Annotated in this window: 27 protein-coding genes; 10 read left to right on the plus strand and 17 right to left on the minus strand. The window is 67.6% G+C overall.

Annotated elements, in window-relative coordinates; genetic code table 11:
- Nucleotides 1-18 precede the first annotated feature (18 nt).
- A complete protein-coding gene (gene groES / locus KY501_RS35970; RefSeq protein ID WP_224368360.1) occupies nucleotides 19-315 on the minus strand; it encodes a co-chaperone GroES in 297 nt (98 codons plus the stop codon).
- A gap of 392 nt (nucleotides 316-707) precedes the next feature.
- Between groES and KY501_RS35975 the strand changes: the two genes are divergently transcribed.
- From KY501_RS35975 to KY501_RS35985, 3 genes are read left to right on the plus strand one after another with little or no spacing between them, the layout of a single operon-like run.
- Nucleotides 708-1,304 (plus strand): hypothetical protein, encoded by a 597-nt coding sequence (locus KY501_RS35975; protein WP_224368362.1) that lies wholly within the window; start codon nucleotides 708-710, stop codon nucleotides 1,302-1,304.
- Between the two features lie 12 nt (nucleotides 1,305-1,316).
- Nucleotides 1,317-1,958 (plus strand): hypothetical protein, encoded by a 642-nt coding sequence (locus tag KY501_RS35980; protein WP_224368364.1) that lies wholly within the window; start codon nucleotides 1,317-1,319, stop codon nucleotides 1,956-1,958.
- Nucleotides 1,959-1,996: 38 nt separating this feature from the next.
- A complete protein-coding gene (locus KY501_RS35985) occupies nucleotides 1,997-2,467 on the plus strand; it encodes an NUDIX hydrolase (RefSeq protein WP_224368365.1) in 471 nt (156 codons plus the stop codon).
- Here the strand turns inward: KY501_RS35985 and rpoZ are convergent.
- The 7 genes from rpoZ to KY501_RS36020 form a co-directional block, all read right to left on the minus strand.
- Nucleotides 2,464-2,778 (minus strand): DNA-directed RNA polymerase subunit omega, encoded by a 315-nt coding sequence (rpoZ, locus tag KY501_RS35990; RefSeq protein ID WP_224368367.1) that lies wholly within the window; start codon nucleotides 2,776-2,778, stop codon nucleotides 2,464-2,466. The genes KY501_RS35985 and rpoZ overlap by 4 nt on opposite strands.
- 133 nt (nucleotides 2,779-2,911) lie before the next feature.
- Nucleotides 2,912-3,370 carry a CHRD domain-containing protein gene (locus KY501_RS35995; RefSeq protein WP_224368369.1) on the minus strand — a complete coding sequence of 153 codons (459 nt, stop codon included), beginning with the start codon at nucleotides 3,368-3,370 and terminating at the stop codon, nucleotides 2,912-2,914.
- A 168-nt stretch (nucleotides 3,371-3,538) separates the two neighbouring features.
- Nucleotides 3,539-4,486 (minus strand): hypothetical protein, encoded by a 948-nt coding sequence (locus KY501_RS36000; RefSeq protein ID WP_224368371.1) that lies wholly within the window; start codon nucleotides 4,484-4,486, stop codon nucleotides 3,539-3,541.
- Nucleotides 4,487-4,496: 10 nt separating this feature from the next.
- A complete protein-coding gene (locus KY501_RS36005; protein ID WP_224368373.1) occupies nucleotides 4,497-6,134 on the minus strand; it encodes a caspase family protein in 1,638 nt (545 codons plus the stop codon).
- Nucleotides 6,134-6,916 carry a DUF4384 domain-containing protein gene (locus tag KY501_RS36010; RefSeq protein WP_224368374.1) on the minus strand — a complete coding sequence of 261 codons (783 nt, stop codon included), beginning with the start codon at nucleotides 6,914-6,916 and terminating at the stop codon, nucleotides 6,134-6,136. Before KY501_RS36010 ends, KY501_RS36005 begins: the two co-directional genes overlap by 1 nt.
- The gene (locus KY501_RS36015; protein ID WP_224368381.1) at nucleotides 6,913-7,452 is read right to left on the minus strand and encodes an RNA polymerase sigma factor; all 540 of its coding nucleotides are present in this window, start codon (nucleotides 7,450-7,452) and stop codon (nucleotides 6,913-6,915) included. The genes KY501_RS36010 and KY501_RS36015 overlap by 4 nt, the downstream gene beginning before the upstream one ends.
- Nucleotides 7,453-7,479: 27 nt before the next feature.
- Nucleotides 7,480-8,481, minus strand: a complete 1,002-nt coding sequence (locus KY501_RS36020; RefSeq protein WP_224368383.1) for a hypothetical protein — start codon at nucleotides 8,479-8,481, stop codon at nucleotides 7,480-7,482.
- Nucleotides 8,482-8,705: 224 nt separating this feature from the next.
- On the opposite strand from KY501_RS36020, the gene KY501_RS36025 reads away from it, so the two are divergent.
- The 4 genes from KY501_RS36025 to KY501_RS36040 all read left to right on the plus strand — a co-directional run bounded on the left by KY501_RS36025 (nucleotide 8,706) and on the right by KY501_RS36040 (nucleotide 11,908).
- Nucleotides 8,706-9,563 (plus strand): nucleotidyltransferase family protein, encoded by an 858-nt coding sequence (locus KY501_RS36025; protein WP_373691677.1) that lies wholly within the window; start codon nucleotides 8,706-8,708, stop codon nucleotides 9,561-9,563.
- Entirely contained in the window at nucleotides 9,547-10,251 is a 705-nt protein-coding gene (locus tag KY501_RS36030; protein ID WP_224368474.1) for a metallophosphoesterase family protein, read from the plus strand. Before KY501_RS36025 ends, KY501_RS36030 begins: the two co-directional genes overlap by 17 nt.
- A 25-nt stretch (nucleotides 10,252-10,276) precedes the next feature.
- On the plus strand, nucleotides 10,277-10,807 hold the full coding sequence (locus KY501_RS36035) for a hypothetical protein (RefSeq protein WP_224368385.1): 531 nt from the start codon (nucleotides 10,277-10,279) through the stop codon (nucleotides 10,805-10,807).
- 204 nt (nucleotides 10,808-11,011) lie between these two features.
- Nucleotides 11,012-11,908, plus strand: coding sequence for a cysteine peptidase family C39 domain-containing protein (locus KY501_RS36040; RefSeq protein WP_224368394.1), 897 nt, complete (start codon nucleotides 11,012-11,014; stop codon nucleotides 11,906-11,908).
- Here the strand turns inward: KY501_RS36040 and KY501_RS36045 are convergent.
- On the minus strand, nucleotides 11,898-12,794 hold the full coding sequence (locus KY501_RS36045; protein WP_224368397.1) for a hypothetical protein: 897 nt from the start codon (nucleotides 12,792-12,794) through the stop codon (nucleotides 11,898-11,900). The genes KY501_RS36040 and KY501_RS36045 overlap by 11 nt on opposite strands.
- 212 nt (nucleotides 12,795-13,006) lie before the next feature.
- Here KY501_RS36045 and KY501_RS36050 point away from each other — a divergent pair, with 212 nt between their 5' ends.
- A complete protein-coding gene (locus KY501_RS36050) occupies nucleotides 13,007-15,073 on the plus strand; it encodes a TonB-dependent receptor (protein ID WP_373691681.1) in 2,067 nt (688 codons plus the stop codon).
- Nucleotides 15,070-15,897, plus strand: a complete 828-nt coding sequence (locus tag KY501_RS36055) for a hypothetical protein (protein WP_224368399.1) — start codon at nucleotides 15,070-15,072, stop codon at nucleotides 15,895-15,897. The genes KY501_RS36050 and KY501_RS36055 overlap by 4 nt, the downstream gene beginning before the upstream one ends.
- A gap of 2 nt (nucleotides 15,898-15,899) precedes the next feature.
- On the opposite strand, the gene KY501_RS36060 is transcribed toward KY501_RS36055, so the two are convergent.
- From KY501_RS36060 to KY501_RS36080, 5 genes are all read right to left on the minus strand, one after another.
- A complete protein-coding gene (locus KY501_RS36060) occupies nucleotides 15,900-16,865 on the minus strand; it encodes an Ig-like domain-containing domain (protein ID WP_224368400.1) in 966 nt (321 codons plus the stop codon).
- A 100-nt stretch (nucleotides 16,866-16,965) separates the two neighbouring features.
- Nucleotides 16,966-17,673 (minus strand): hypothetical protein, encoded by a 708-nt coding sequence (locus tag KY501_RS36065; protein ID WP_224368401.1) that lies wholly within the window; start codon nucleotides 17,671-17,673, stop codon nucleotides 16,966-16,968.
- A 120-nt stretch (nucleotides 17,674-17,793) separates the two neighbouring features.
- Complete coding sequence (locus KY501_RS36070) at nucleotides 17,794-18,429, minus strand: hypothetical protein (RefSeq protein WP_224368402.1); 636 nt, start codon at nucleotides 18,427-18,429, stop codon at nucleotides 17,794-17,796.
- 94 nt (nucleotides 18,430-18,523) lie between these two features.
- A complete protein-coding gene (locus KY501_RS36075) occupies nucleotides 18,524-19,120 on the minus strand; it encodes a hypothetical protein (RefSeq protein ID WP_224368403.1) in 597 nt (198 codons plus the stop codon).
- Between the two features lie 54 nt (nucleotides 19,121-19,174).
- The gene (locus KY501_RS36080; RefSeq protein ID WP_224368404.1) at nucleotides 19,175-19,864 is read right to left on the minus strand and encodes a hypothetical protein; all 690 of its coding nucleotides are present in this window, start codon (nucleotides 19,862-19,864) and stop codon (nucleotides 19,175-19,177) included.
- A 331-nt stretch (nucleotides 19,865-20,195) separates the two neighbouring features.
- Here KY501_RS36080 and KY501_RS36085 point away from each other — a divergent pair, with 331 nt between their 5' ends.
- Entirely contained in the window at nucleotides 20,196-21,281 is a 1,086-nt protein-coding gene (locus KY501_RS36085) for a DUF6068 family protein (RefSeq protein WP_373691678.1), read from the plus strand.
- A gap of 21 nt (nucleotides 21,282-21,302) precedes the next feature.
- On the opposite strand, the gene KY501_RS36090 is transcribed toward KY501_RS36085, so the two are convergent.
- From KY501_RS36090 to KY501_RS36100, 3 genes are read right to left on the minus strand one after another with little or no spacing between them, the layout of a single operon-like run.
- Nucleotides 21,303-22,850, minus strand: coding sequence for a DUF4340 domain-containing protein (locus KY501_RS36090; RefSeq protein ID WP_224368411.1), 1,548 nt, complete (start codon nucleotides 22,848-22,850; stop codon nucleotides 21,303-21,305).
- Entirely contained in the window at nucleotides 22,847-24,418 is a 1,572-nt protein-coding gene (locus KY501_RS36095; protein ID WP_224368412.1) for a GldG family protein, read from the minus strand. The genes KY501_RS36090 and KY501_RS36095 overlap by 4 nt, the downstream gene beginning before the upstream one ends.
- A gap of 18 nt (nucleotides 24,419-24,436) precedes the next feature.
- Nucleotides 24,437-25,240 (minus strand): ABC transporter permease, encoded by an 804-nt coding sequence (locus KY501_RS36100; RefSeq protein ID WP_224368413.1) that lies wholly within the window; start codon nucleotides 25,238-25,240, stop codon nucleotides 24,437-24,439.
- Between the last annotated feature and the right edge of the window lie 30 nt (nucleotides 25,241-25,270).

The raw sequence follows: 25,270 nt of genomic DNA on the forward strand, positions 1-25,270 counted from the left end.
GGGAAAGCGGTGGGGGGATTACTTCTCGATCACGCCCAGCACATCCTCCTCACGGAGGATGAGGTGCTCCTCACCGTCGAGCTTGATCTCGGTGCCCGCGTACTTGCTGAACAGGATGGTGTCGCCAGCCTTGATGTCCATGGGGCGAACCTTGCCGTCGTCCAGCACCTTGCCGTTGCCGACCGCGATCACCTTGCCCTCGAGCGGCTTCTCCTTGGCGGTGTCGGGGATGAACAGACCGCCCTTGGTCTTGTTCTCCTCGGCGAGGCGCTTGACGATGATGCGGTCCTGCAGGGGGCGAAGCTTCGTGGCCATGTGTCGTCTCCTTGAGTGCTTCAGGCGCCCGGCGGAAACCGTGCGTCTGGGTGGGATAGGGGGCCTGAGGGCCCGGGGCCTTTAGCACTCATAACCACCGAGTGCTAATGCTCAAGCGCGGCGGATAATAACCAGTGAAGTCACACCGTCAAGCGACCCGCGTGCGGGTCCTTGTATCCGGCTAAACAGCCGTCCTGACTGGCATTTTCCAGGCCGCTCCGGCTCCGGGCTGTTGCGACTCCAGGGCACTCACATGTTCGCGGATTGGCACTCTACCGTCACGAGTGCCAGCGTAAGTGCCTGAAATGATTGGGGTCTCTTTTGCGACCTGAAATCTACGTTGGTACCATTTCCCGTATCCCCGGACTCGTGGGGGACGGAGGTGGCTGTTCATGAGTGAACTGGTGACCGGTTCTTCTTTGAAGGAGTTCTTCAGGTCGGTCCTGGACGAGGTCATCCGCCGGCAACGCGTCGTCATCGCGGAGCTGACCGAGTACTACCTGGTCAACCTGCTCACCGAGTTCGCTACCAGCGACAAGCTGTTCAGCCAGGAGCAAGAGGGGCGCAAGGACCACGAGCCCCTGGCGCTGCTGTACCACCGGGCGCTGCAGCAGGAGCGGGAGGAGCGCATCCGCACGCTGCGCCGCCTGGGGGACGTGTCGCTGTACAAGGCGGGCTTCTTCGCGGGCGCGCTGCAGAGCAGCGTGGTGGGCTCGGACTACTACATCCAGATGGGCGGCACGGCGTACGGGCAGGTGGCCGAGCTGTCCCCCGGGGCTGGCTTCGCCGAGGTGTACCGGGAGCTGTGCTCGAAGTTCCGGGCGCTGGTGGAGGTGCTGGAGGAGATCTCCGCTCGCGGCATGGTGCAGGGAGGGTCCACGGGCACCTTGAAGGTGTACGAGACGTGGGTGCGCACCGGCAGCAACAAGCTGGAGCGGGTATTGGTGGACGCCGGAATGCTCACGCCCAAGGGGCACCTGCCCAACTAGCCAGGAGCGCGAATGATCGGTCGAATCCAGGATCACCTGGAGGCCATCTACGGCTTCACCTGCGAGGCGCGGGCGGAGACCTTCGTGGTGGATACGGAGGCCGCCGTCCAGCTGGGCGGGACGGGGCGCTCCGAGGAGGAGCTCCTGGTGAGCGAGGGGGAGGGCGAGCTGGAGCTGGCCCTGTACCTGGCTCCCTCGCTGCTGGACCGGCTCAAGCCGTACGAGGCGGGGCCGGTGGGGCACCTTCTGGACGGGGACCTGGACGGGTACTGCCAGGTGGCCGAAGGGGTGTCCCACTTCCTTTATGTGGCGCACACGGCGGCGCACGGGCGGGCCCTGTCGCTGCTGGAGTTGGAGGCCCAGGCCGAGGTGGACAAGTTCGCCGTCTGCCTGCTCCACCGTTGGGGCGAGGGGGTGAAGGGCTGGGCCGAGGAGCTGCTGCACCGGCTCTTCGAGCGCGTCTCCTACCGGCCGCGCCTGTCTACCCAGGAGCGCTGGCGGTACGAGGAGGCCAACCGCCTGTCCCACTCCTTCTGCCTGCGGCTCATGGGACATGTGGGGCAGCGCCGGCTGGAGCGCCTGCTGTCCGAGCTGCGGTATGCCTACCGGCTGGGGGCCGAGGCCAAGCTCCGTCATTTCTCGCAAGGGATATGAGCCACCGGCGGCCCGCTTCGGGGTAGGGTGCTCCCCGTATGCCGCGCGAGGCGTCCGCCGGAGGAGTGGTCATCCGCGAGAACGCGGGGAGCTGGGAGGTGGCGGTGATCCGCCCCCACGGCCGCAACCTATGGGCACTGCCCAAGGGGCACGTGGATCCCGGAGAGACTCCCGAGCAGACCGCCGCGCGCGAGGTGCGTGAGGAGACAGGCCTCACCGCCTCGCTCATGGCCTCGCTGGGGGAGATCCGCTACGTCTACCAGTTCCGGGGGCAGCGCATCTTCAAGCGCGTGCACTTCTTCCTGTTCCGCTACGAGGCCGGGGAGCTTGGAGTGCTTCCGCCTGGACCGCGCGTGGAGGTGGACGAGGTGCGGTGGGTTCCGCTGGCACAGCTCGTCCCGGCGCTGGGCTACAAGGGGGAGAAGTCCATCGCCGCACGCGCGGTGAGGCTGCTGCGCGCGGGAGACTCGACTCCCCCGGGTGGGCTCCCGGAGGGAACCCGGGGTTAGACGCCCAGGGGCGGAAGCGCCGGAGGCGTCGCGGGAGCGGCAGGGGCGGGGGCGGCCTGGCCCGCGGCGGCCGCGGCCTTGGCCTCCTCGGAGGTGTACTTGCCGGACAGCGCCTCGCGCACGTCACGGTCGAACTTCACGCGGCCGGTGGCAATCTCGCGCAGCGAGAGCACGGGCGGCTTGTTCTTGGAGATCTCGAGGATGGGGCGGGCGCCGGCCATCAGCTGGCGGGCGCGCTTGGCGCCGAGCAGCACCAGGGCAAAGCGGTTGTCGACGAGGGGGAGGCAGTCTTCGACGGTGATGCGGGCCATGGAAATCCTTCGGCTTCTTCTGAGGAAGACTCGGAACCTAAAGAGCACGCCCGGCTGAGTCAAGGAATCCCAGCAGGGGAGGGCAGGCAGGCAAGCAGGTGCCGGCCTGCCCCAGGGGACTGCAATCGCGGAACTAGTCCTTCTTCTTCAGATCCCCGCGGATCTCGCCATTGGCGTCCGTGACGGCGTCCTTCTTGGAGTGGATGTTGACGTACATCTTCCCGTCCTCGAAGTACTTCTTCTCGTCCTCGGTCGGCTCCTTGTCGGCACACGAGCCCGCGCCCTCGCCGGCCTTGATTTCACCGCTCGTCCCGCTCGGCACGTTGAGGTCGCAGTACACCACGCCAATGCCATCCGCGCCCGCCGGGCCGTGGATGTGGGCCTTCGAGGCGTTCGCGGTCAGGCCCGAGAAGTTGCCCTCGACCTCGATCTTGTCGCCGACAGTGACCTTCACGGTTCCCGTCGCGCTGGTGGCGATCGGATTGGGCTTCTCGGCGCCGCCGCTCAGAGTGGCGGAGTACTCGGTGCCTCCACCGCACGCCGCCAGCGAGAGGGCCGCGACACACGCGATGAAAAGACGATTCGCCTTCATTGTGTAGATCCTCCTGAGTGAGCCACCCGCACCGGACTCCGAGATGCCAGGGGCATGGCGCGCCGCCATACCCGATCCCAAGAGGACCGTACGGGAGTCGGTCGGGTGGGGTTGCCTCCCTAACAATCAGGCTCAACGCAGGCCAATTTTTCGCTCGGGCACCGCGTGTCATTCAAAGCCGGACACGTCCGTGCAGCTGCTCTGGAGTCCGATGCCGAACAGCTCCCAGCTGCTCTTGGCGAACGTCACTTTGTTCTGGGCATCCCAGCACTCCTTGTAGCTGGCGCCCATGAGGTCTCCGGCGCGGATCTCGAACGTTCCCACGCCCCCGCGGTCCGGCGTCCACCGGCTGGTGATCTCCACATCCTCCAGCAGCCCGCCGGGCACCGCGTCGATGGCCTTCTCCAGGAAGCGCAGCTCCCCGAAGCCTCCCGGCAGCTCGCGGTAGTTGAAGCGGACCTCGAGGGGAGAGGAGGGCAGCGTGGGCGGCGCCGTAAAGATCATCTCCACGCGCGTGGGCAGATCCTTGTTCTGGTACCCGATGTCCAGCCGCGTGAGCCCGTTCAGATCGTTCACGTCGAGGCCATGGCTCATCGCGTCCGCGACGAAGAGGTGCAGCTCTCCCTCGCCGATGCGGATGCCCGCGCTGGCGTTGAAGGAGCCCTCCAGGAAGGACCACCAGTCGGCCTCGCCGCCCTTCGTGGGCTTGTACTGGAGGTGGTAGTCGAAGAAGTCGCCGTCACGGGTCATCACGAAACGCACGTCGTTGCCCGGATGCTGGTTGTCCCGGTACGGGCCCCAGGTGCGGCGGTCCGGCTCGCGCGTGGTGGGGGGCACGGTGCGGATGTTCTCGAGCGTGCTCAGCAGCACGTCCAGCCCACCGTTGAACTCGGCCGAGGTCTTCTGCGTGTCGCGGAAGATCGGCGAGAGCTCTCCGACGACGAGCCGGTCCTGACGCTGGGCCAGACCGCTGCCCGAGTTCGTTCCACTGCCGGGCAGCTTGCTGGCGAGCACCTCGCGCGTGGGCAGCGCGTTGAGGTACTCGAGGTCCTCGTTGGAGATGTTGCCGCCGCACGCGGCGAGGAGGCAGAGGAGTGCGGGCCAGACGTTTCGCATCGCTCGCTCCTTAGAGTTCATAGGTCACCAGGGCCGCGAGTTCCCAGTAGGCCAGGGAGCTGGGTGGATCCTGGATGGCTCGCTCAGAGGCATTGGGGTCCGAGGTCCCGGCCCCCTGCTCGTGGATGTTGTAGGTCAGGTAGTGGAGTCGGCCCCGCGCGGTGAGCCGCAGGCTGCGCAGCAGGCTCAAGTGCAGGCCCGCCACGGCTCCCGGAGAGAAGGCCGCGTAGAACTGGGCCGGGAAGACGTCCCCGTCGAACTTGCGGCCCGTATAGAGATAGGTGAGCCGCGCTCCGATGAAAGGCGACAGCCTGCCCAGGTGCCACTCGGTGGTCAGGGACGTTCCCAGGTTGACCACTGAGTAGCGGTAGGTGGCACCCGACAGGGTCGACAGGTTCAGCTTCGTGTCGCGGCCGCCCAGCGCCACGTCGAAGCTCCACACCCAGTCCTCGCGGAAGTAGTTGTGGAGGTTCGCCTCGGCGCCGATGAGCGGCACAGAGAGGAACAGTGTCCGCCGCGCGTTCTCGTTGAAGAAGGAGTGGTAGCCGCCGGTCAGCCCCACCGTCCAGAACGAGCCTCGGGGCCCGGCTCCCTTCACCGGATCATCCGAGAAGGGCGCGTCCCGGAACCGTGCCTCGTCCAGCACCGTCTCCTGGCCGCGCCGCACATCCACCTCGCCGATGCGCAGGCGATCCTCCAGCCGGCGCTTCACCCGGTACGTGCCAGCAGCCAGCGCCACCCGGCGCTCCGTGTCTGGAGCCTTCTCCAACTCCGCCACCACCAGCCCGGCCGGATCCACGAAGTAGTACGCCCCCGCGGGCGCCGTGCGCGGCACCACGAGCCCCTCGGACGCGCGCAGATCCGTGAGCACCAGATCGCCGTTGCCCGCGAGATCGTAGCTGAAGGTGGGGTGCTGCGGCCCCGCGCTGCTCGCCGCCGTGTCCGCCACCGTCCGCGCGTACGCGTGCGAGTACGCCTCGAAGAGCGTCACCCGCCCGTCCCCCGAGCGGTCCGCGTCTCCCAGAAGCCCGCTGGCCAGATGGTGCGAGAAGTAGCTGCCGCCGATCACGTCCGACTCCTGAGAGTCCTCGTCCGACGAGCTCGAGGTGAGGATCACCATGCCCCGCGCATCCCGCGTGGCCCCGGAGTCGATCTCGAAGGCAGGTGCGCGGCGGGCTCCCTTGGTCCGCGTGAGCGCCCCGGAGCGGCACGAGTCCAGGATGGCGATGCGGATGTCCGTGGGTGCCTCGGACAGCCGCCGCTTGAATGCGTCGAAGGGCAGCCGCGTGTCCCCGAGCCTCAGTGCTCCATCCTTCGCGTGTCCCGAGTAGTAGATGAGGAGCGCGGTGCGCTCGCCCCGGGCCTGGGCCGCGCGAGCCTGGGTCTCCAGCTCCGCCAATGCCGCGAGGACGTCCTTCGCATCCTCGTTCAACAGCAGCCGCGCGTCCGAGGGCGCCACTCCGCCCAGCCGCGACAGCAGGCCGTGCATCTTGCGCGCGTCCTCGCGGGCATAGCGCAGGGGCCGCGTGTCCGAGCCGCCCTCGTCGTTGCCTATCACCAGCGCGAAGCGGCGCATCGGCTCGGCCCACGCGGCGGTGGCCAGCAGCAGCAGAAGGGCGAGGACGCCCCGCTGTCGTCCCGATCGCATCACGGCTTCAGCAGCATCCAGTGGGTCTGATCCCCGTCCACATCCAGCGGCTTCATCTGCTCCACGTTCCGCCCGCTCGCCTCGAAGGACTGGCGCGCGGCGGCCATGGCCGCGTTCATCTCCACGGGAGCGTCACTCAGCAGCACCACCACTCGCTCGGCGCCCGAACCCGTGAACTCGAGGCTGCCCGGCAGCCAGTGCGTGCCCGGACCCGGCTCCACCGGCAGGCTCTGGCCGGCCTCGGGGTAGAGCGGGGTCACCTCGCCCGCGGCGTCCACCGAGAGCGCCAGGACATACTTGCGCGCGTCCGGAGAGTAGCCCAGGCGCACGAGCTCACCGGCCTTCAACGGTTCGGGGACATCCGTCCGCGCCTCCCGCTGCGCGCCCTCGCCGCCGATGCGCAGCTCTGCCTCTGCGCCGCCCTTGGTTCGCACGCCCGCCGACAGGCTCGTGTTCAGCACGGGCCTCACCGCCACCGCTACCAGCACCATGGCCGCCAGAGCGAACACCGGGCCCACCCACCGCTGGCGCGAGGTGCGCTCCGCTAAGTCCTCCTTCCGGAGCCGCTCCTCCGCCTGCTTCACCCCCGCCTCGAAGCGCTCGAAGGGCAGGGCGGATTCGAACTGCTGCTGGGCCTGCGCGGCGTCGCGGAGCACCGCGGTGCACTGCTCACACGTGGCCGCGTGGGTCCGGGTCCGGGTCGCCTCGTCCACGGGCAATTCACCCGCGTGCAGGCGGCGCAGCGTCCACTCTGTTGGATGCTCTGACAGTTGCGCGCTCATGGGACCCTCAACTCTTCTCCACCCAGCTCCGCGAAGTGCTCCAGCCGCTTGCGCACCGTGGGCACCGAACGCCCCAGCGCCGCAGCCACCTCCTCCAGCGTCATCCCATCCACGTGATAGTGGATGACGGCGGCCTGTGTCTCCAGATCCACCTTGGACAGCAGCCGGCGCACCAGATCTCGCGTCTCCAGGGACTGCGGACCTCCGTGGCCCTCCGGCTTCGCCGCCTCTTCCCGCTCGAACCAGCGGCGCCAGCCCGCCCGCTCCGAGCGGAGCTGGTTCAGGCAGTGGTTCGTGGCGATCTTCATCAACCACGTCAGCGGCGAGGCCTCGGAGCGGAAGTCGCCCGCGTGGCTCAGCGCCCGGGCGAACACGTCATGCATCGCGTCCTCCGCCTTCGCCGCGTCCTTCAACAGGTAGCGGCAGCGCCCCAACACGCTGCCGCCATACGTCGTGTACAGCTCTCGCAGAAAGGCTCGCCGGTCCTCGGTAGGACCTCCCTGGATGACGCTCAGGACCGGCTGGCTCTTTCCCATCGCGCGCCGCAGTCTAGTGCTTCTGGACTACAGCGAGGAGTAGACGGCCGTGCTGAAGCTGCCGCACGCGGACACCCCACCGTAGACAGGGAGCGGCACCCAGCTGGCCTCCAGGAACTGGCTGTTGAAGTTCGCGTCCCAGCACTCGCTCAGTGTGGCCGAGGCGCTCAGGTAGTCACCCTGGGTGATCTCCACGTCCGCGCGGCCCGCCCCCTGCTGCGTCCAGCGGCTCTTGATGGTGAGGTGCTCGATGGCCGAGCGGCCCGGATCGCTGTCGAAGTTCTTGTTGAGGCCGAAGTCGAACTCGCCGCCCGCGCCCGGCGTCTCCTTGTAGCGGTAGTCGGCGTTGATCTTCGTGCCGGGACGCTCGTCGTCCTTCACGTTGCGGAAGTCCGCCTCCACCGTGGCCACGGCCTCGGCGGTGGGGCGCGAGTAGCGGATGACTGCGGTGCCAATGTCATCGTCGTGCTCGGGCAGCGTCTGCGCCGCGTCCCAGTCCAGCTTCATCTCGCCCGAGCCGTAGTTGCGCAGCCGGTTGCCCTGCGCGTCCACGGCGATGTTGTGCGTGCCGGACAGGACGATCTTGAACTCCGAGTCCGCCGCCGTCTTCGCCTTGCCCTCCAGTTGGTAGCTGTAGCTGTTCTCCGCCGTCTTCGTCAGCGTGAGCTTCCACGTGGTGGGGCTCAGCTCGTCCGTGTACGGGCCCCACACCGCCACGTCCCCGCTGAGCGAGGTGGGCGGGTTCTTCGTCACCTCGTCCACCAGATTGAGCGCGAACGCGGTGCCGCCATTGACGCTCACCGTCGCCCCGCGCGTCAGCACATAGAAGTCGCTCCGGGAGCCCAGCTTCAGCTCGTAGGCGCTGACCTCGCCCTCCTCCAGGCTCTTGCCCGAGGTGGTGCCGCCCGGCTCCTTGACCGCGACCATCTCCTTGGTGGGCAGGCCCTCGCGGAAGTCGTCCTCCGCCGTCTGGCCACAACCAGCGAACAGCAGCGAGGCGGCGCACAGCATCAGGCTCTTGCGGAACATGGGGTGTTTCCTTTCAGGGATCGGCCCCCCGGCGGGGCCGTGCAGCGTGTTTGCGTCCCCATGGACACGGCACCCCCGCAAAAGAGAAAACCCGATTTCCCATCCCATTTTTCGAGGCCCAAAAGTCCAGCAATCCCAAGGGGTTGGAGGCTGCTCGCTCGCTCAGCGGGCACTCATCGGAGGGGGGCCGACCGGCGAATTCCCCCGTCCCTAGGTTATGCCCCATGGAAAAGCGACACCCGAACCATCCTGGGGAGATGGGCCTCGATGCCTCGCTAGCCGAGCGCTCTCGAGCTCCCGATGAGATCAACGCTCGGGCCCGCGCCATCGGGCTCCTGCTCGACGCGGGGGTGCCCTTCGTCGTGGGCGGGGCCTACGCCTACGCCACGTACACCGGCATCTACCGGGACACGAAGGATCTGGACCTCTTCCCTCGAAAACGGGACGCGGGCCGGGCGCTCGAGGTGCTGGAGCTGGATGGCTGGCGCACCGAACGCACCGACGAGGTGTGGCTCTACAAGGCCTTCAAGGGCGACTACTTCGTCGACTTCATCTTCTCGTCCGGCAACGGCGTGGCCGTGGTGGACGACCTGTGGTTCGACAACGCTCGGACGGCCACGGTGTTCGGCCACCGCTGCCTGGTGGCTCCCGCCGAGGAGATGATCTGGTCCAAGGCCTTCGTCAACGAGCGCGAGCGGTATGACGGCGCGGACGTGAACCACCTGCTCCTCAAGGCCGGGCGGGAGATGGATTGGGAGCGCCTGATGTGGCGCTTCGACCGGTACTGGGAGGTGCTGTTCAGCCACCTGATGATGTTCCGGTACGCCTACCCGTCCCAACGGGACATCGTTCCGGACTGGGTGATGGCGGAACTGTTGTCGCGCACGCTGGACACGGTGCGCGAGGGGAATTGGGAGGAGCCGCTGTGCCGCGGCAACCTCATCTCGCGGGTGAACTACCACGTGGACATCCACCACTGGGGTTTCCGCGATGGCCGGCAGTGGGACGAGAACGAGAGGAAGCACGGAGGAGAGCGTGGCGCGCGACCCGAGCTCGAAGATTCGACTGGCAGCAGTCGGTGATCTCCATTGTCGTGAGGATCACCATGGCCGCTTCCGGTTGCTCGTGAAGCAGGTCAACAGCTCGGCGGACCTCCTGGTGCTGTGCGGCGATCTCACGGATCGCGGCATGGTGGAGGAGGGCAAGGTGTTGGCCGAGGAGCTGTCGGCCCTGCGAGTGCCGTGTGCCGCCGTGCTGGGCAACCACGACTACGAGCACGGCCAGGTGAAGGAGATCTGCGCCGAGCTGTCGAAGGTGGGAATCCACATCCTGGATGGGGATCACTTCATCTTCGAAAAGTTGCTGGGAGTGGCTGGCGTGAAGGGCTTCGGCGGAGGCTTTGGCAACGCCACCCTGCAGGCCTTCGGTGAGGGGCAGACCAAGTCCTTCGTGCAGGAGGCCGTGTCCGAGTCCCTCAAGCTGGAGGCCGCGCTCAGCCACCTCGACACACCGAAGAAGGTGGTGATCATGCACTACTCGCCCATCCCGGAGACGCTGGAGGGGGAGAACATCGAGATTCGCCCCTTCCTCGGGACGAGCCGCCTGGCGATGCCCATCGATCATTACCGCGCGGAGGCGGTGTTCCACGGCCATGCCCACCATGGCACCCGAGAGGGAAAGACCCGGGCCGGCATCCCGGTCTACAACGTGGCGATGCCGCTCATGGCCAAGCACACGCCGGATCAGCGCTTCGCGCTGCTGGAGATCTGAAGCCGGGGAGCGGTAGGGTGCCCGCGTGCTGAGGCTCTATAAGAAGGAAGGCGACACGCTTCGCTACTGGGAGGCGTGGGTGGACGAGGCCGGGCTGTCCGTGCACTCGGGCGTCGTCGGCGAGATGGGGGAGCACCGGACGAGTCCGGTGCCTCCTGACGAGGATCCGGACATGGCCCTCGCCCAGGCGGCCGAGCCGCTCGTGGACCAGGGGTATGACGAGCCCGAGCCGGACTCCCTGCTTCCGCTCGTCGTCCAGTACCCGATCGCGGGCAAGGGATCCGGGCACGACTTCGAGAAGCGCAACGCCGTGGAGGAACTGCTCACGGACATCCTCGGCTGGACGGGCAACGGCGAGGTCGAGGGCGGCGAGAACCAGGTGGGGCGGATGAACATCTTCTGCCGCGTCATGGATTCTCAGGTCGCCGTGCGTACCCTGCTCGAAGCGCTCGAGGAAGAAGGCTACCTGGAGGGCGCCATCATCGCCCTCGTGCACGAGGGGGCGGAGCCGGAGGTTCTCTGGCCCCAGGAGGGAAGCGCGGCCTTCCGCGTCTGATAGCCTTCTCCGCACATGACGCTCCTGCTGCCGCTCACTCTCGCGACGGTGTTGGCGACCACCCCCTCGGTCGAAGGGCTCTGGGAGGGCTCGGTGTCATGCCCAGCCCCGGAAGTGCCTCCTGGACAACCTCCAGGGCAACCTCCAGAGCCGTTCGCCCTGAGTGTGCTGATCGCTCCAGGCCCCCAAGGGCTTCAAGGGTTCATGAGCTCGTCGAAAGAGGGGCTCTCCGCGGAGCTCAAATCGATCACGGTGGAGGAACAGCAGCTCCGCGTCACCGCGAATGTGCCTCGCTCCTATCAGGCCGTCCTCGCTGGCGCTGTGGACGGCTCCTCATGGACGGCGACCCTGACCCAGGGCCCACTCTCCTGTCCCGTGACGTTCCAGCGCAGCTCGGACCTGGAGCGGAAGACCTTGCCGATTGCTCCCGTGGCGCAAACCCGGCCGATCTGGTCCTGGATCACCGTCGGAGAGATGATCTTCCGCCACTATGGTGTCCTCGGGCCGAAGGACACTCCGGGCTTTTCGACCCAGTGCAACATCGTCCGCGCGCTGTTCAAGGGGAGCGAGTCGTTCCAGTGCAGCACCCAGTGTGTCCTCTGTGAGTCCATGCGCGCTGGCACTGTCCACGATGTGGCGGGGATGCTCACGGACTTCCCCAGGCGCCTCGCCGCCAGCGGGCGGCAGACTCCGAGAATCTTCGCCGCTGCCACACCGGCCCTCGAGGCACGGGAGGTGATGCGTGAGATCGACCAGGGAAATCCCATCGTCGTCGGACTCAGTTCCGGCGCTCCGGATGCTCCCTCAGAGGGACTGGAGCGCTTCTTCCCTCCGATGCATGCCGCGCTCGTCGTCGGCTATCTGAAGACGGCGAAAGCCACGTGGTACCTCGTCTTTGATCCCTTCCCGTTTTCCGATCCAGTCACGAATCCCTATATGCAGCAGGCGGCGGCTCCCGTCTTCGGGCTGCGGCAGGGAGCGTCCGTCCCCGTCGGATATTGGATTCGCGAGAGCGCATTGAAGTCGGGCATGAAGTGGACGGAGTCCTTCCTCCTTCGCTCGGAGCCGGTGCCTCCGCCGCCTGGGTCGCTCATCCAGTGATGGGAGAGACCGCGCACACTCCTCCGCCATTGAGGTGCGCCTGATCCACGATGCTCTGCGTGACGAATTCCCAGAGCGTCCGCACGTTGTAGGCCCCCGGCTCGTAGACGACGGGCTTGCCCTCGTTGTCGAGCAGCTCGCCCCCATCCATTCCCCGCAGATCCAGGAGCTGTTGGGTGGCCAGATCCTCGGAGCTGATGACCTTGTCGGCCCCCGCGACGGCGGCGAAGGGCTCGAAGCGCAGCTTCACCCCGCGGTGGGTTCCCAGCCGATCGTAGAACATGTGCTCGACGTGGATGGTGACCTCCGCCTCGGCGGTGGAGTTCTCGGGGACGATGATGCCCTGGGTTCCATCCACGCCGTTCACGCAGTCCACCATGCGCGCGTTGACCGGGAAGCCGAAGGCGAACTGGAGAACGCCTTCTCCGACCTTCACGGCTTCGCCCTCGACCCAGTAGCTGTACCCGCGCGTGCGCATGAGGGTGAGATCCTCGGGGGAGACGTTTCCGTCGGGCAGCTCGGTGTCCTCGGTGGGCGGGCGCACCGCGAAGCCCGCGTTCCACCTCCCCGCGGGCAGGTCCGCCAGCCGCGTGAGTTCCACGTCTCCCTTCTGTAGATCCACCAGCACGTGCCGCGAGGAGGCGTGCGCCTCCCCGGTGCTGGAGGTGAGGGTGAAGTCCCCCACGGCCACCAGGTACTTCGTGAAGCGGACGGACCAGTCATCCTGGAACAGGTGGCTGGGGTAGCCGTCCTGCGCGCCCTTCTCGCCGCTCATCTGTACCCGGGTCTCTCCCGTGGCCACCGGTGAACAGGCCGTGCCGGACACCAAGACGGTCCCCGCCAGCAATGCGTGCAGCGCCCCGACAACGACGTTTCTGAAGTTCATGTAGCTGTGAGGTAGATGCAACAAAGTTGCAAGTCAAGTCGAGGGTGCGGTATCTGCGTCCCGTGTGGACTTCAATCGTGTTGCTGTGGGCGCTGAGCGCGGCGCCCGTCGAGCCTCAGCCCCCTGCGGAGGCTCCTGCTCAGCCGCCGCCCCCTGCGGAGGCCCCTGTCCAGTCTCAGCCCCCTCCGGATCCTCGCGCCTTCACCACCCTGGTGCGAGGGCAGGGGGCGCGGCCTCCCCCCGTGGCGGCGGGAGACTTCCAGATCCAGGTGGGGCAGCTCGCGGACGTGCCTCGGAAGTCCGCCACGGAGCTCCTGCTGCTGGCTCCCGGCGTGATGCTGGCCAACCATGGCGGCGAGGGCCACGCGGAGACTGTCTTCCTTCGCGGCTTCGACGCGGGCGAGGGCAAGGACGTGGAGTTCCGCCTCAACGGCGTGCCTCTCAACGAGGTGTCCCATGCGCATGGCCATGGCTACGCGGACACCTACTTCATCATCCCCGAGCTGGTGGACACGCTGCGCGTCACTGAAGGGCCCTACGATCCGGCCCAGGGCGACTTCGGCGTGGCGGGCACGGTGGAATATCAGCTCGCGCTCAAGCGCCGGGGGCTCATGGTGTCCGCCAGCTACGGCAGCTTCACCTCGAGGCGGCTGGCGCTGGTGTGGGGGCCTCACGAGACGAGCGAGGCCACCTTCGTGGGGCTGCTGCTGCGTGAGGGGCACGGCTTCGGCCCCAATCGGGCCTACGCCAATGCCGGTGTCATGGCTCAGGGAGAGTTTCGCGTGGGCGACGAGGCTCGCGTCCGGGTGCTCGGCGCCAGCTATGGAGCCCGTTACTCCTCCGCGGGCGTCATCCGCGAGACGGATCAGGTGGCGGGGCGGCTGGACTGCGGCCCGAGTGAGGACGAGCAGTTCTTCTGCCTCCACGATCCGAACCAGGGAGGCGCGGGACAGCGGCACCTCGGCTCGGTGGAGCTGATGACCCGGCTCAAGAGCGGAGGGCGCTTCATCCAGCAGGGCTTCGCCGTGCTCCGACAGATGCGCAGCCGGGAGAACTTCACCGGCTTCCTCAAGGACGTGCCTCCGGAAGGCGAGTCCCAGCGCGGTGACAACACCGAGCAGTACTACACAGGTTCCACCCTGGGCCTGCGGGGGCGGTACACGCCGGGCTTCTCCGCGTGGGGACAGCCACAACCCCTCGAGCTGGGGTACGTCGGACGCTTTGATGATGTGCGCACGCGCTCTCGTCGGCTGAGGGACCGGGGCGGGGCGCCCTACCTCACGCTCTTCGACAACCAGGTGAAGGTGACGAACCTGGGCGCCTATGTATCCCTCAAGGCAGCACCCTTCTCGGGGCTGGTGCTTCGCGGGGGCGTGCGGTTGGACAGCTTCCTGTTCGCCGTGGAGGACGAGAACCGGCCCGCGCAGGACCGGCAGGGGGCGCGCATCCCCTCGGAGGCCATCGAGGCCTACGGACTCACGCTCAGCCCGCGAGTCACGGCGGAGGCTCGGTTGACGCCGCGGCTGTCCTGGCTCACCAGCGTGGGCCTGGGGGCGCGCTCCAGCGATGCCGCCGCGCTGTCGGACTCCGAGTTCGCGCCGTTCGCCCGCGTCTTCTCCGCGGAGACGGGGCTGGGCTATGCCGGCGGAGGCGAGGCACTCACGGTGGAGGCCCGGGGCTCGGTCTTCGCCACCCGCGTCTCTCAGGACTTCGTGTTCAACGAGGAGGCGGGACGCAACCAGCCGGTGGGGGCCTCGCAGCGGGTGGGGGCCTTCGCGATGGCGCGGGTCCTTCTGCTCGAACGGCTGGATGTGCAGGCGAGCGTGGCGTGGGCTCGCGCCTCGCTGCCCGCGTCAGGCGCGTCACCTTGGAAGCTCTTCGAGGGCGAGGTGCTCCCTTACATCCCTCAGCTTTTGGGCCGGCTGGATGCGTCCGTGCGCGGCGAGGTGACGTTGCTGGGAGAGCGGCTGGGCTGGAACGTGGCGTTGGGGCACAGCAGCATCGGACCCAAGCCGCTGCCCCTGGGCCGCTTCAGCGAGCCCATCTTCCTCTTCGATGCGGCGGTCCGAGGCCGGTGGAAGGCCGTGGAGCTGGGGCTCACGGTGGAGAACCTCCTGGACGCGCGGTGGCGCGAGTCCGAGTTCAATTACGTCTCCAACTTCCGGGGACCAGATGCGCCCGCCTCGCTGCTGGCCACCCGCCATTTCTCGGCCGGCGCACCGCGCACGGTGCTCGGCACGCTGACGGTGTACCTGGACTTCGAGGAGGCTCATCCATGAGGACGACGCGCAGGGCCCTCACACGGCTCTTGGGAGTGGGGCTGCTGGGCAGCCTCGCGGAGTTGCGGTGCGGGTTGGCCACGGGGGGACGCTCGGTGACGTTCCAGATGGGACTTCGCACGGGCCTGGCTCCGGGAGAGACCCGGGTTGGGTCCTTCACCACGGATACGGGCTGGCGCGTGGAGTTGACGGCCGCGCGGGTGTTGCTCGGGCCCATCTATCTCTTCGAGAACCCCTCGCCCTTGGCGGGCACGACCGCTCGCCGGCTGTGGCGCGGGCTGGGGGAGATGCTGCTCCCCACCGCTCATGCGCACGACACGTTCTTCTCGGGTGGGAGGGTGCTCGGAGAGTGGGACCGCGAGGCCGTGTTCGATCTGCTGGAGAGCGGTGAGGCCCCGCAGGTGCTCGGCTTGTCTCCAGGCATTGCCGGGGTGGTGCGCTCGTTCTCGCTGCTGCTTCAGCCGGCCAGTGGAGCTGGAGGCGAGGCGGCATCCCTGGGCGGGCACTCCGTGGTGTTGGAGGGCACGGCCTCGCAGGAGCAGCGCCAGGTGGCGTTCCGGGCGGAGTTGGACTTCCCACCCCCGGTGGAGCTGCAGCGGGTCGAGTTCGTGCCCACCGAGGTGGCGCTGGACGACGGTGGGCTGTTCATCGTGGAGCCTCGGCCTCACGCATGGTTCTCCGGGACGCTCTTCGAGCGGCTCGAGCTCCCGGAAGGCGGCGGGCGCGCCACGATGCCTCCCGAGAGCCAGGTGTACCGCGCGCTCTCCATCAACATGCGGCGGCACACCGCCTTCACGAGCGCCTGGGAGCCCGCCGCTCCCTGAGCTCAGAAGGATTCCTCGAGGATGGCCCGGAGCTTCGCGCCCGGCGGGATGAAGTGGACGCGAAGCTCGGGGCTGTCCGGCGTGGTGAAGCGCACTCGGTGCGTGATGCCCTGGCACGCTGGAGGCACGGCTTCCGAGGAGGACTCGACGGGCTCGTTGTCCGCGAAGGTGCTCAGCGACACGGGGACTTCATGGTCGAGATAGAGGATGTAGGAGGTCTCGGGCGGCAGGCGCATGCGCGTGTAGCCGGAGTAGGCCCCGCTCTCCATGGGCGCCGTCACCTCATAGTACTTGTGCGTCTGATCCATGCGCGGCACCGTGCCCGTGGGTGTCGCTGAGGCACTCACGGGCAGGATCGTATCGACGAGCGTGTGTCCGCAGGCGTGGTTGAGCAGCAGATCGTTCGGCCCCGTCGTGAAGTCGAGCCGCCCATCCCCCAGCACCGGATGCACCGCGTCGAGCCGGTTGCCGGCCACGTCTCGGAAGCCCTTCAGGTCCACGGCGTAGGAGGTGTTCTCCTCGAGCGCCGGACCGCCTTCCTCGGGTTGGAGGATCGGGAGCGTCAATTGCTGGCCGTCCGTGGACCAGGTGCCTTCCACGGTGCGGGGCTCGGCGGACGTATCCGTCAGGTTCAGGAGCGGGGCCTGGGTGAGGACCGTGTCCATCGGCTCGCTGAACTGGAGGGTGAGCACCTTGCGCTCGGACAGGCCCGCCTGCCCGCTGGTGCGGTAGTACACCTCGACGGGGTAGAGCCCCGTGGTGCCCTCGGCAGGAGTGGAGGAGAGCACCGCAGGGGCAACAGTGTCTCCCGGCCCGGCATCGGGTGCCCCTCCATCCGGGATTCCCGCGTCGGGCAGCGGATCGGTGCCGACAGGCGGCTTGGAGGGGCTCTCGTCGTCACCGCACCCCGAGGCGAGCGGCAGGGCACAGGACACGATGAGAAGGACAGCCAGGGGAAGACGGCGCATTCCGGGACCTCGATAAGGTGGGAGTCTGGGAGAAAGAGCGGGGCGCCCCCGTTTCGAGGACGCCCCGCGGACAGCACGAGGCCTGAAGGCCTCGAGTGGGCTAGCAGCCCGTGTGGATGGACGCGTTGGCGTCGTTGCAGTCGGTGTCATCCAGCACGTAGCCCGAGGGCTGTGTGCACGCGGTCAGCTGGTAGACGTTGGTGTTGCCGTACCCGTCACCATCGGCGTCCTGGAAGTAATAGACGCGGTTGTCCTCCACGCGCTCCGGGATGATCTGCACGGTGCTCGAGGCCGAGGGACCCACGGTGAGGGTGTAGGCGGCGCTCTGGGTGAGGTTGTTGTAGACGACCACCCGCGTCAGGCTGCAGCCCGCCACGCTGATGCTCTGCGGCGCGAAGGCAGGCGACACCGTTGCGCCGGAGGAGTCCTTCAGCACCAGGCTGGTGCTCGAGTTGACGAAGAAGGCCCAGGCCGAGCTGGCCCGGTTGGGCACGAACTTCACCGTCCCCGAGTAGGAGCCACTCGAGCCCGGCAGCGTCACGGTGTAGGCCGTGTGCGTGGTGCTGATGTTCTGCATGCTGGGGTCCGTGGCAGACGCGCTCGCCGTCACCGACGCGTAGGGCCCGCTGGTGATGTGCCCGCACGCGTGGGTGATGATCGTCGGGCCCAGGGCCGTGCAGCTGGCCTCCAGCACCCCTTGCTCCTGCTGTGACGGAGCCTGCGTCTCGTCCATCGACTCGGTGGGGCCACAGGCAGCCAGGACGAGTCCCAGCACGGCACCCACGAGGTTCCGCATCTTCATCTTCATGTCATGTCCCTTTTGGTGAACCGCGGGAGCACGGCGCCCGCAACGAGCGCCGCGACCCTCCGCGGGGTACTGCGGTGAGGCATCTGCGAGTGAGGCGCGAGAGCCAGGCCCTCGAGCGCGTCACGGGAAGTATTCGGTGACCATCCGCAACTGATCGAGCGAGGTGGGCCCGAGCGTGAAGGTGTAGATGACGCCCTCGGTCAGCTCCAGGCCCAGCATGTGCTGCAACCCGGTGCAGGCCGTGGTGGGCTTCTCGGCGATGATGTCGATGACGCGATCGCCCTCGCGCACGGCGAAAGGCACGTTCTGGCTCAGGTAGACGATGAAGTCTCCCGTGCCAAAGGCCTTGAACTGGAAGGTGCCGGTGTACTGGCCATCCACCGGGCGCAGATTCACGGTGTAGAGCGTGTGGAAGGCATCCACTCGCGGCGTGCGGCTCTCCGACGCGCTCACCGTGGCGTAGGGGCCGTTGTCCACGTGCCAGCAGGCGTGGACTCCGTCATCTCCGAAGTCGAAGCCGTCTCGCGGGACGTAGTCGGGATCCGTCACGCAGGCCAGTTGCTCCTCGGGAGCCATGTAGCCGCGATCACAGTGACACCAGTCCCCCGTGGGCTCACGGTGGATGTGGCCATGGGGCGCGCAGGGATCCTCCTGCTGCTGGGGAGGCTCTTCGGAGGGCGGGGGCTCGGAACCACCGCACGCCATGAGGGCGGCGCAGCACGCGGACAGCACGAGGGCATTTCGGAAAGATCGCATGGGTATGGCTCGGGGACAGCGAGGCGAGCCGCCGCCGGTGGGCCCACGTGCCTTGGAGGAACGCGTGGGCCCACCTGGCGGCGCTCAGTGAGCGCTACTCGGCCTCGTGGTCGTGCTCTCCCGCCTCCTCGACGACGAGCGTGAAGGTGGCGTTGCTCTGGCGCACGGCCTCGAACTCGAGGCGGTAGACCTTGCCCTCCTCCAGATCGGCCGTAACCATCCTCCGGAGGCTGCCGCAGGCCGCCTCGTCGATGAGGTACGAGCACTCCTTCGAGACGAGCGTCGTCCCGTCGTAGATCTTCAGGCCCCGCTTGCGGGACAGGAAGAACGCAAACTCACCCGACTCGGCGGGCCGGTACGTCACGGAGCCGGCGTAGGAGTGGCAGGGGCTGGTTGCCGGCAGGGTGATGTTGAAGGCCGTGTGCGGCAGGTTGACGTTGGGGATGGTGGTGCTTCCGGGCGCAGCGGCCGTCACGGCGGTGTAGGGGCCGTTATCGCCGTGGAAGCATGCGTGCTCGACGAGCTCCTCGTCCGGGCCCTCGCAAGTGGCCATTGTCGAGACGAGCAACTCCTCTTGCTCCGCGGGGGCCGACAGCTCCTCGGGAGCCTCCAGGGCCTGGCCGCACCCCACGAGCAGGAACGGCAGGCTGGCGGAGAGCAGGATCTTCTTGAACAGCGACTCCTTCTTCATTGTGACACTCCTTGGGTACTACGGGGGAAGGGTGAGCAGGCCGGTGGTGGGTGCTCAGAGGGGCTCGGGACGCAGCACTGCCCAGGACACGATCACTTCGCCCGAGGGCAGGTACTCGGGGGGCAGCTGCATGTGCGGCCCCACGTCTCCGAGCTGGAGCTGTGGCACGCGCCGATGGGCCTCCGCGTAGGACTCGGGATCCGGGAACGTCACCCGCTCCAAGCAGCCCGCCGCGAAGCAGACCGAGGGCTCCGCGCGCACGGGCAGGACGTCGGCGCCGATCAGCTCGCGCCAGCGATCCAGGCCCGCTCGGGCCTGCAGGGTCCAGGGTTCCTGGCTCTCTCCCGAGGCGAGGAACTCAGCGAGGATCGCGTCCCGGCGCTCCAGCGGTGTCGGGTACTGGCCTCGCAGGGCCAGGACGATGCGGTGGCGCAGTTGGGTCGCCAGCGTGGGCGCGTCCGAGGTGGATGGCTCCTCCCGTGGCGCGGAAGAGGGCGGGGCCGTGCCGGTGGACGGGCTCGGAGCCAAGGGCGCTTCGGAAGAGGGGAGGGCGGGCGGTGCCCTGCGCGCGGGTACAGCGCTGGCCGCGTCGCGTGGGGGCGTCTCTTGGTGTTGGGGAGCGGCGAGGAGGGGCTCGGCAAGAACCTCCACCGGCTCCGGTTGCACGGGCTGATGCAGCCAGACCGCCAGGACACTGGCCGCGAGCACACTGATGCCTCCTGCACTCCAGACGATTCTGTTCATGAGGACCTCGACCCTCTGGGCGCACTTCGGGCGTGAGGTGGCCGAGCCCAGGCGCGGAGGGTGGTCCCGCAAATGCCATAGTGATACACATGCAATCAAGTTGCATTTGAGCGATATGGATCTTCCGGGAGGTGAGCCCTCTCTCTGGCTGCGCACTCGAGGGGGCCCTCTTTGGGCGCGGTCCTGAAGGGGAGTAGACTCTCGGGCTGTGAGCCTCCCGTTCATCCGATTGCGGAATTCGGTCCTTCTGGCGCTCCTGTTGGCTGGGGGCGCGATGCCTGCTGCCGCGGCAGAGCCCATCCCGAAGAGTTCTTCTGCCTCCGATGCTGGAGTGGCCCCTGGCGAGAAGCCGGCCGCGGCGGAGACCGGACGGCCAAACTCGCCTCCCGACTGGTCCGGGGCTCACGCGGGGGACTTCATCGAGTACTCCTTCTCCGCTTCCGACATGAACATCCCCTCGGGATCAGCGCACTTCAGGGTGCGCCTCCAGGTCCTCTCGGCCGATGCCAAGGAGGTTCGCGTGGCCGTGGACGTGGCCCCGTCTCTTCCCATGTTCGAACGGGGGCTCCTGGTCGTCATGAAGCGTGCCCCGGCCGGTACGGAGGAGGACGAGGCCCTGGCCACCTTCTATGGTCAGGCGCTCCAGGAGGAGCGCGAGCGGGTCGTCATTGGCGACACCTCCATCGTCTGTCAGGCCATGGGGGAGGGCATCACCTCGCCCCACGGGCCCAGCTTCTCGGGATGCACGGCGCTCAAGGAGCCCTCGCTCTACCTGGGCGGTGGCCTCGTGAGCTTCTCCATGGGCCTGATGACCATCCAGGGGAGCGGTTATACGTACCAACTCGAGCTCCAGGCCATGGGGCGCGAGCCCGTGCCTCCCCGAGAGGTTCCGCCGCTCGCGTTCCGAGAAGGCAGCGGTTACGAGCGTGTCTCACAAGGGCCCTTGGATCTCTCGCTGGAGAAGCACACCTTCCACACCCGCAGCGGTCTGGTGCTGGAGGATGAGATCCTCTGGACCTACGAGGAGGGAGCCAAGCCGCAACGCGGCGATCGCGTGTACCAGGGCAAGCGCCTGACGCGCATGGAGCTTCCTCGGGAGAAGTTACTGCTCGAGTACGTGTGGGATCTGATCTGGCTCTCCCTGCACGCTCCCTATCCCGACAAGGGCCGCCCCGCCGCGTCCAAGGCCATGAGCGTGGCAGGCCACCGGGTCCAGACGTGGAAGTTTCAGGAGAAGTGGGATGAGCCCCAGAGCGCGGGAGAACGCGAGGCCGTCTATCTCTGGGATCCATGGGCCCCGGCGGATGCTCCGGTCGAGGTGCGCTTCCAGCCTTTGAGCTCCAAGGTCACTTCCTGGGACCCGGGCCGCCGCAAGGAGGCCGACACGGAGGCGGAGCGCACGCTGAGCTGGCACTGATGGAGTGCCGTACCCGGGCGCTCAAGGCTGAGACAGCGGGGCTCCTCCATCCGTGGCGCCGGTGCCGCCATCCGCGGCTGCGGTGGGGGCGGCTTCCAGGAGATCCTCGGGGCGCTCGGGCAGCGTGGACAGGCGCACCTGCTCCACCTCGGCCACCTCGGCGGCGGAGCCTCGCGCGTAGACGATGCCCTCCTTGCCGGGGACCGCACTGCCGAGCCACAGCCGCGCCAGCTCCTTGCCGCTTGCGTCTTGCAGCGAGACGCCTCGCGACATGTCGGTGATGCCGTACTTGTCCCACTTCTTGGGATTGGCTTCGCCGAGGGCTGTGGCCTTGAGGCTGACCAGCAGGTTGATCAGCGAGGCCACCTTCACCGACTGGGCCTTGCCTGCCTTGGGCGACTCCACCTGCCAGCCTTCCAGTGAGTTGGATTCCGGCTTCGTGTTGGCCAGCGTGATGGGGGCGGCTCCCGCTCCGGGGTGGAACACGAGCCGCTTCACGTCCTCGCGCTTGAAGGACAGCAGCACCTTGGTCCGCAGCTCCGGCAGGCCCACGTCCAGCGCCGTCAGCGTGGGCTCCGGCACCTCTCCGAGCGTGGCTTCCGAGCCCTGCTCGCGCAGCGCGTACACCTTCGTGGCTGCTCCCTCCTTCACCTGGGAGATGCGCACGCGCACCGGTTCGCCCTCCTTGAGCGTGAAGCGCGCGTCCACCACCGGCTTGTCCAGGCCCAGCTTCGTGCGCTCTTCGGCCGAGTCCGTGGGGAAGGAGAGCGCCCGCTGTGCCTTCAGCAACTGGAGCACCTGCTTCAGGCGATCCCCATCCGCTCGCACCGCCGAGGGCTTTGTCAGCCGCCAGGAACCGTCCGTGTCGCGCTCCAGCGCGTAGCTGTTCGCCTTCGCCGTCACCTCGATGGCATTGAGCGAGGCCTCGTCGAGGTTGAGGAACTCCTTGTCACGCAGTGCGTACAGGTCCTTCTCCAGCGCGTAGCGCACCGAGCCGTCCGCCGAGTACACCTTCGGATCCTCATCCCGGCGCACGTATACAGAGCCGTCGAACGTGTTCTCGACGCCTCCGTAGAGCGTCACCGTGCGCTGTCGAGAAGGATCGTCCTTCCCACCTCCGGAGGTATCCGGCACATAGGCCTTCGCCGTCACCGAGAAGACGGGCGGCTTCAGGCCGTACTTCTCCAGGTCCGAGTCAGTGGGGGACTCATCCACGGTGGATTTGAACTTCGCGGACTGGAGCTGGCTCGTGATGTTGTCCACCGTCCATTTGTCCGCACGGCCCGATACGGGCGAGGTGAGGCGCCATGTGTCCCCCTGGCGCTCCAGCGTCGCCGTGACGCCCTTGGCCTGTACCGTGAGCTGCGTGAACACCGGTGCCGCGGGCGTGCCGGCGTTCTTCGGCTGCTCGCCCGGCTCGCTCGTGGCGAAGATCTTCTCGGTCTGCTCCTTGCGCTGGACCTCCTTCTCCTCAGGCTCCTTCACCCCGAACCAGGCGTAGAGGCCCAGCCCGCCCGCGGCCACGGCCACGGCGATCAGCGTGAACAGAGTCTTCTCTGTCTGCCTCACTTGTTTCGCCTCGACAGCCAGATGGCCAGCCCCACGCCCATCAACGACAGGGGCAGCAGGTCCGTGGACACGAAGCGGATGTGCTCCAGCATCCCGCGATCCATCTCCAGCGTGGACACCTCGCGGTCCGGTGGGCGGATGGTGATCTTCTCCACCTGGTTCGTCGCCCAGCCCAGCGCGTTCAACACCAGGTTGCGGTTGGCCTCGTATCCCCAGTTGGGATCCAGCAGGAGCTCCGAGTCACCCACCACCACCACCCGCGCCTCGTCGAAGCGCTTGTCCTGGGCGTTCTTCGTGTCTCGCGTGGCGGCCGCCACCAGCGTGAGCTGGCCGGACTTCTCGCCGTCCGAGGGCGTGGCGTCCGCGGCTGGCGTCGTCTCCACCCACGCGAAGGGCGAGGTGAGCACCACGGACTCCACCTTCACGCCCGCGGCCATGCCCTGGCGCAGCACCGTGAGACTGCGCGCCGTGGGGAACTGGAGGTTGAGCTTGCGCTGGCGCAGCGGCTGCGTCAGCTCGTGCTCTCCGTAGAACAACGAGACGATCATGTAGGGGTTGCCCGCGTTGAACTGCGGGTCCGCCGCGATGCCCTTGTCCACCTCCACGCCGTACTCGCCCAGAAGCTCGTCCAGCTTCGGCTCCGAGTTGGCCTCCGCGAAGTAGAGCATCCGCCCGCCCGCAGCCAGGTACTGGCGCAGCGTCTCTTGCTCCGGCGCCGTGTAGGGCGTCTTTGCTCCGGCGATGATCACCAGCGCCGCGTCCCTCGGCACTTCCTTCTGGCCCACCAGGTTCAGCTCGTCCGCGGTGTAGCCCTCCTGGAGGAGCTGCTTGGCCAACTCGGAGAGGCTGTCGCTCGGCTGGCCCGGGGCAGGGGGCTCGGCCTCCAGCGGCCACTCGCCGTGGCCGGTGATGAAGTACACCTTCTGCGTCCCCACCGCGTTGAGCTTGATCAGCGCGTTGGTCAGCTCCTGCTCGGAGATGGTGCCCAGGGTGGTGTGGGTCGCGTTGGGGCCCTCTCCGCGCACCAGCACGATCGTCGTCTGGCCCTCCTTGAGCTGGTACTTCGCCGCCAGGTCCGGGTTGCGCTGCGGATCCTTGAAGGCGTAGTCGAACTTGTCAGGCGCCTCGGCCTGGTAGAGCTGGAAGAGCTGCTCCACCGTGTCGTAGTAGGGGTTGTTGGGCGGCAGGAAGGCCAGCACGTGCACCTTCTCCTTCAACCCCTTGACCGTGCTGCTCGTCTGCGGCGCCACGGTGAAGATCTTCGCCTTCGTGAGATCCCAGCTCTTGTTCTTCTTGAAGGCGATGTAGTTGACCGCTACCAGCCCGCCCAGCGTCACCAGCCCCAGCAGCACCGAGGTGCTGAAGAAGAAGCTGGAGCGCCGCGTGGCGAACTGGCCGAACTGCTGGAAGTTCGTGGCGAAGTACACGCCCAGCAGCACCAGGCCCGACACCGCCTTGGCCGCCGTCAGCGCCACCGAGCCCGACGTGAAGAACAGGGTGAACGGGCTGGACAGCAGGAACATCAGCCCGAACGCGCCGAGGATCTTTCCGACTGCGGAGGGTCTCATGAGGTCCTCGCGGAGGGGCTACGCCCAGCGCTGCGCCTCCACCGTGCGGTGGGTCAGCAGCAGCGCGAAGATGATGACGGAGAAGAAGAACACCAGCGCCTTCAAGTCGAGTATGCCCTTGAGCAGGTTCGATAGCTGCGCGTCGAAGGCCAGGTAGGTGATGAACGAGCGCACCGGCTCCTCGGTGCCCTGCGCCAGCCCGCGCAGCAGCATCCACGGCAGCATCACCGCGAAGGTCAGCAGAGCGGCCACCATCTGGCTCTCGGTGAGCGACGAGATGAACATTCCCACCGCCATGCACGTGGCCCCCCACAGCAGCACCGCGCCGTAGCCCAGCAGCACCGTGGGCCACTCCAACACCGTGCCCGAGGCGCTCGCTCCGAACGCCGAGAGCATGAGCGGGAAGACGATGGTCAGCCCCAGCGTCGTGCCGATGATGCCCAGCCCGCCCAGGTACTTGCCCAGCACGAGCTCCAGCGGGCTCACCGGGGTCGTCATCAGCAGCTCGAACGTCTTGTTGCGCTTCTCCTCGGCGAACAGCCGCATCGAGAGGAACGGCGCCACGAAGAGCGTGATGATGAGGATGACGCCCCACAGCTGGACGATGACGCCGTCCGTGAGGTTCCGGTACGAGGCGGACTCGGGCGGCATCTGGTTCCAGCCCAGCGTCCGCGCCATGTCCTGCACGTCCTGGAACGCCTGCAGCAGCCCCATGAAGAAAAAGGAGGAGATGCCCACCATCGCCGTGAACACCGCATAGGCCCACGGGGTGGTGAAGTAGATGGACAGCTCCTTGCGAGCGATCGCCAGCGCGGTGCGCATGTGGAGTCCTCTCGGGAAGTCGGGGGGAAA

The sequence above is a fragment of the Hyalangium versicolor genome (genome assembly GCF_020103695.1).
Taxonomy (GTDB): Bacteria; Myxococcota; Myxococcia; order Myxococcales; family Myxococcaceae; genus Hyalangium; species Hyalangium versicolor.

Coding starts and splice junctions, on each gene's coding strand:
- groES (WP_224368360.1), bottom strand. CDS start 315: ATGGCCACGAAGCTTCGCCCCCTGCAGGACCGCATCATCGTCAAGCGC.
- KY501_RS35975 (WP_224368362.1), top strand. CDS start 708: ATGAGTGAACTGGTGACCGGTTCTTCTTTGAAGGAGTTCTTCAGGTCG.
- KY501_RS35980 (WP_224368364.1), top strand. CDS start 1,317: ATGATCGGTCGAATCCAGGATCACCTGGAGGCCATCTACGGCTTCACC.
- KY501_RS35985 (WP_224368365.1), top strand. CDS start 1,997: ATGCCGCGCGAGGCGTCCGCCGGAGGAGTGGTCATCCGCGAGAACGCG.
- rpoZ (WP_224368367.1), bottom strand. CDS start 2,778: ATGGCCCGCATCACCGTCGAAGACTGCCTCCCCCTCGTCGACAACCGC.
- KY501_RS35995 (WP_224368369.1), bottom strand. CDS start 3,370: ATGAAGGCGAATCGTCTTTTCATCGCGTGTGTCGCGGCCCTCTCGCTG.
- KY501_RS36000 (WP_224368371.1), bottom strand. CDS start 4,486: ATGCGAAACGTCTGGCCCGCACTCCTCTGCCTCCTCGCCGCGTGCGGC.
- KY501_RS36005 (WP_224368373.1), bottom strand. CDS start 6,134: ATGCGATCGGGACGACAGCGGGGCGTCCTCGCCCTTCTGCTGCTGCTG.
- KY501_RS36010 (WP_224368374.1), bottom strand. CDS start 6,916: ATGAGCGCGCAACTGTCAGAGCATCCAACAGAGTGGACGCTGCGCCGC.
- KY501_RS36015 (WP_224368381.1), bottom strand. CDS start 7,452: ATGGGAAAGAGCCAGCCGGTCCTGAGCGTCATCCAGGGAGGTCCTACC.
- KY501_RS36020 (WP_224368383.1), bottom strand. CDS start 8,481: ATGTTCCGCAAGAGCCTGATGCTGTGCGCCGCCTCGCTGCTGTTCGCT.
- KY501_RS36025 (WP_373691677.1), top strand. CDS start 8,706: ATGGAAAAGCGACACCCGAACCATCCTGGGGAGATGGGCCTCGATGCC.
- KY501_RS36040 (WP_224368394.1), top strand. CDS start 11,012: ATGAGCTCGTCGAAAGAGGGGCTCTCCGCGGAGCTCAAATCGATCACG.
- KY501_RS36045 (WP_224368397.1), bottom strand. CDS start 12,794: ATGAACTTCAGAAACGTCGTTGTCGGGGCGCTGCACGCATTGCTGGCG.
- KY501_RS36055 (WP_224368399.1), top strand. CDS start 15,070: ATGAGGACGACGCGCAGGGCCCTCACACGGCTCTTGGGAGTGGGGCTG.
- KY501_RS36060 (WP_224368400.1), bottom strand. CDS start 16,865: ATGCGCCGTCTTCCCCTGGCTGTCCTTCTCATCGTGTCCTGTGCCCTG.
- KY501_RS36065 (WP_224368401.1), bottom strand. CDS start 17,673: ATGAAGATGAAGATGCGGAACCTCGTGGGTGCCGTGCTGGGACTCGTC.
- KY501_RS36070 (WP_224368402.1), bottom strand. CDS start 18,429: ATGCGATCTTTCCGAAATGCCCTCGTGCTGTCCGCGTGCTGCGCCGCC.
- KY501_RS36075 (WP_224368403.1), bottom strand. CDS start 19,120: ATGAAGAAGGAGTCGCTGTTCAAGAAGATCCTGCTCTCCGCCAGCCTG.
- KY501_RS36080 (WP_224368404.1), bottom strand. CDS start 19,864: ATGAACAGAATCGTCTGGAGTGCAGGAGGCATCAGTGTGCTCGCGGCC.
- KY501_RS36095 (WP_224368412.1), bottom strand. CDS start 24,418: ATGAGACCCTCCGCAGTCGGAAAGATCCTCGGCGCGTTCGGGCTGATG.
- KY501_RS36100 (WP_224368413.1), bottom strand. CDS start 25,240: ATGCGCACCGCGCTGGCGATCGCTCGCAAGGAGCTGTCCATCTACTTC.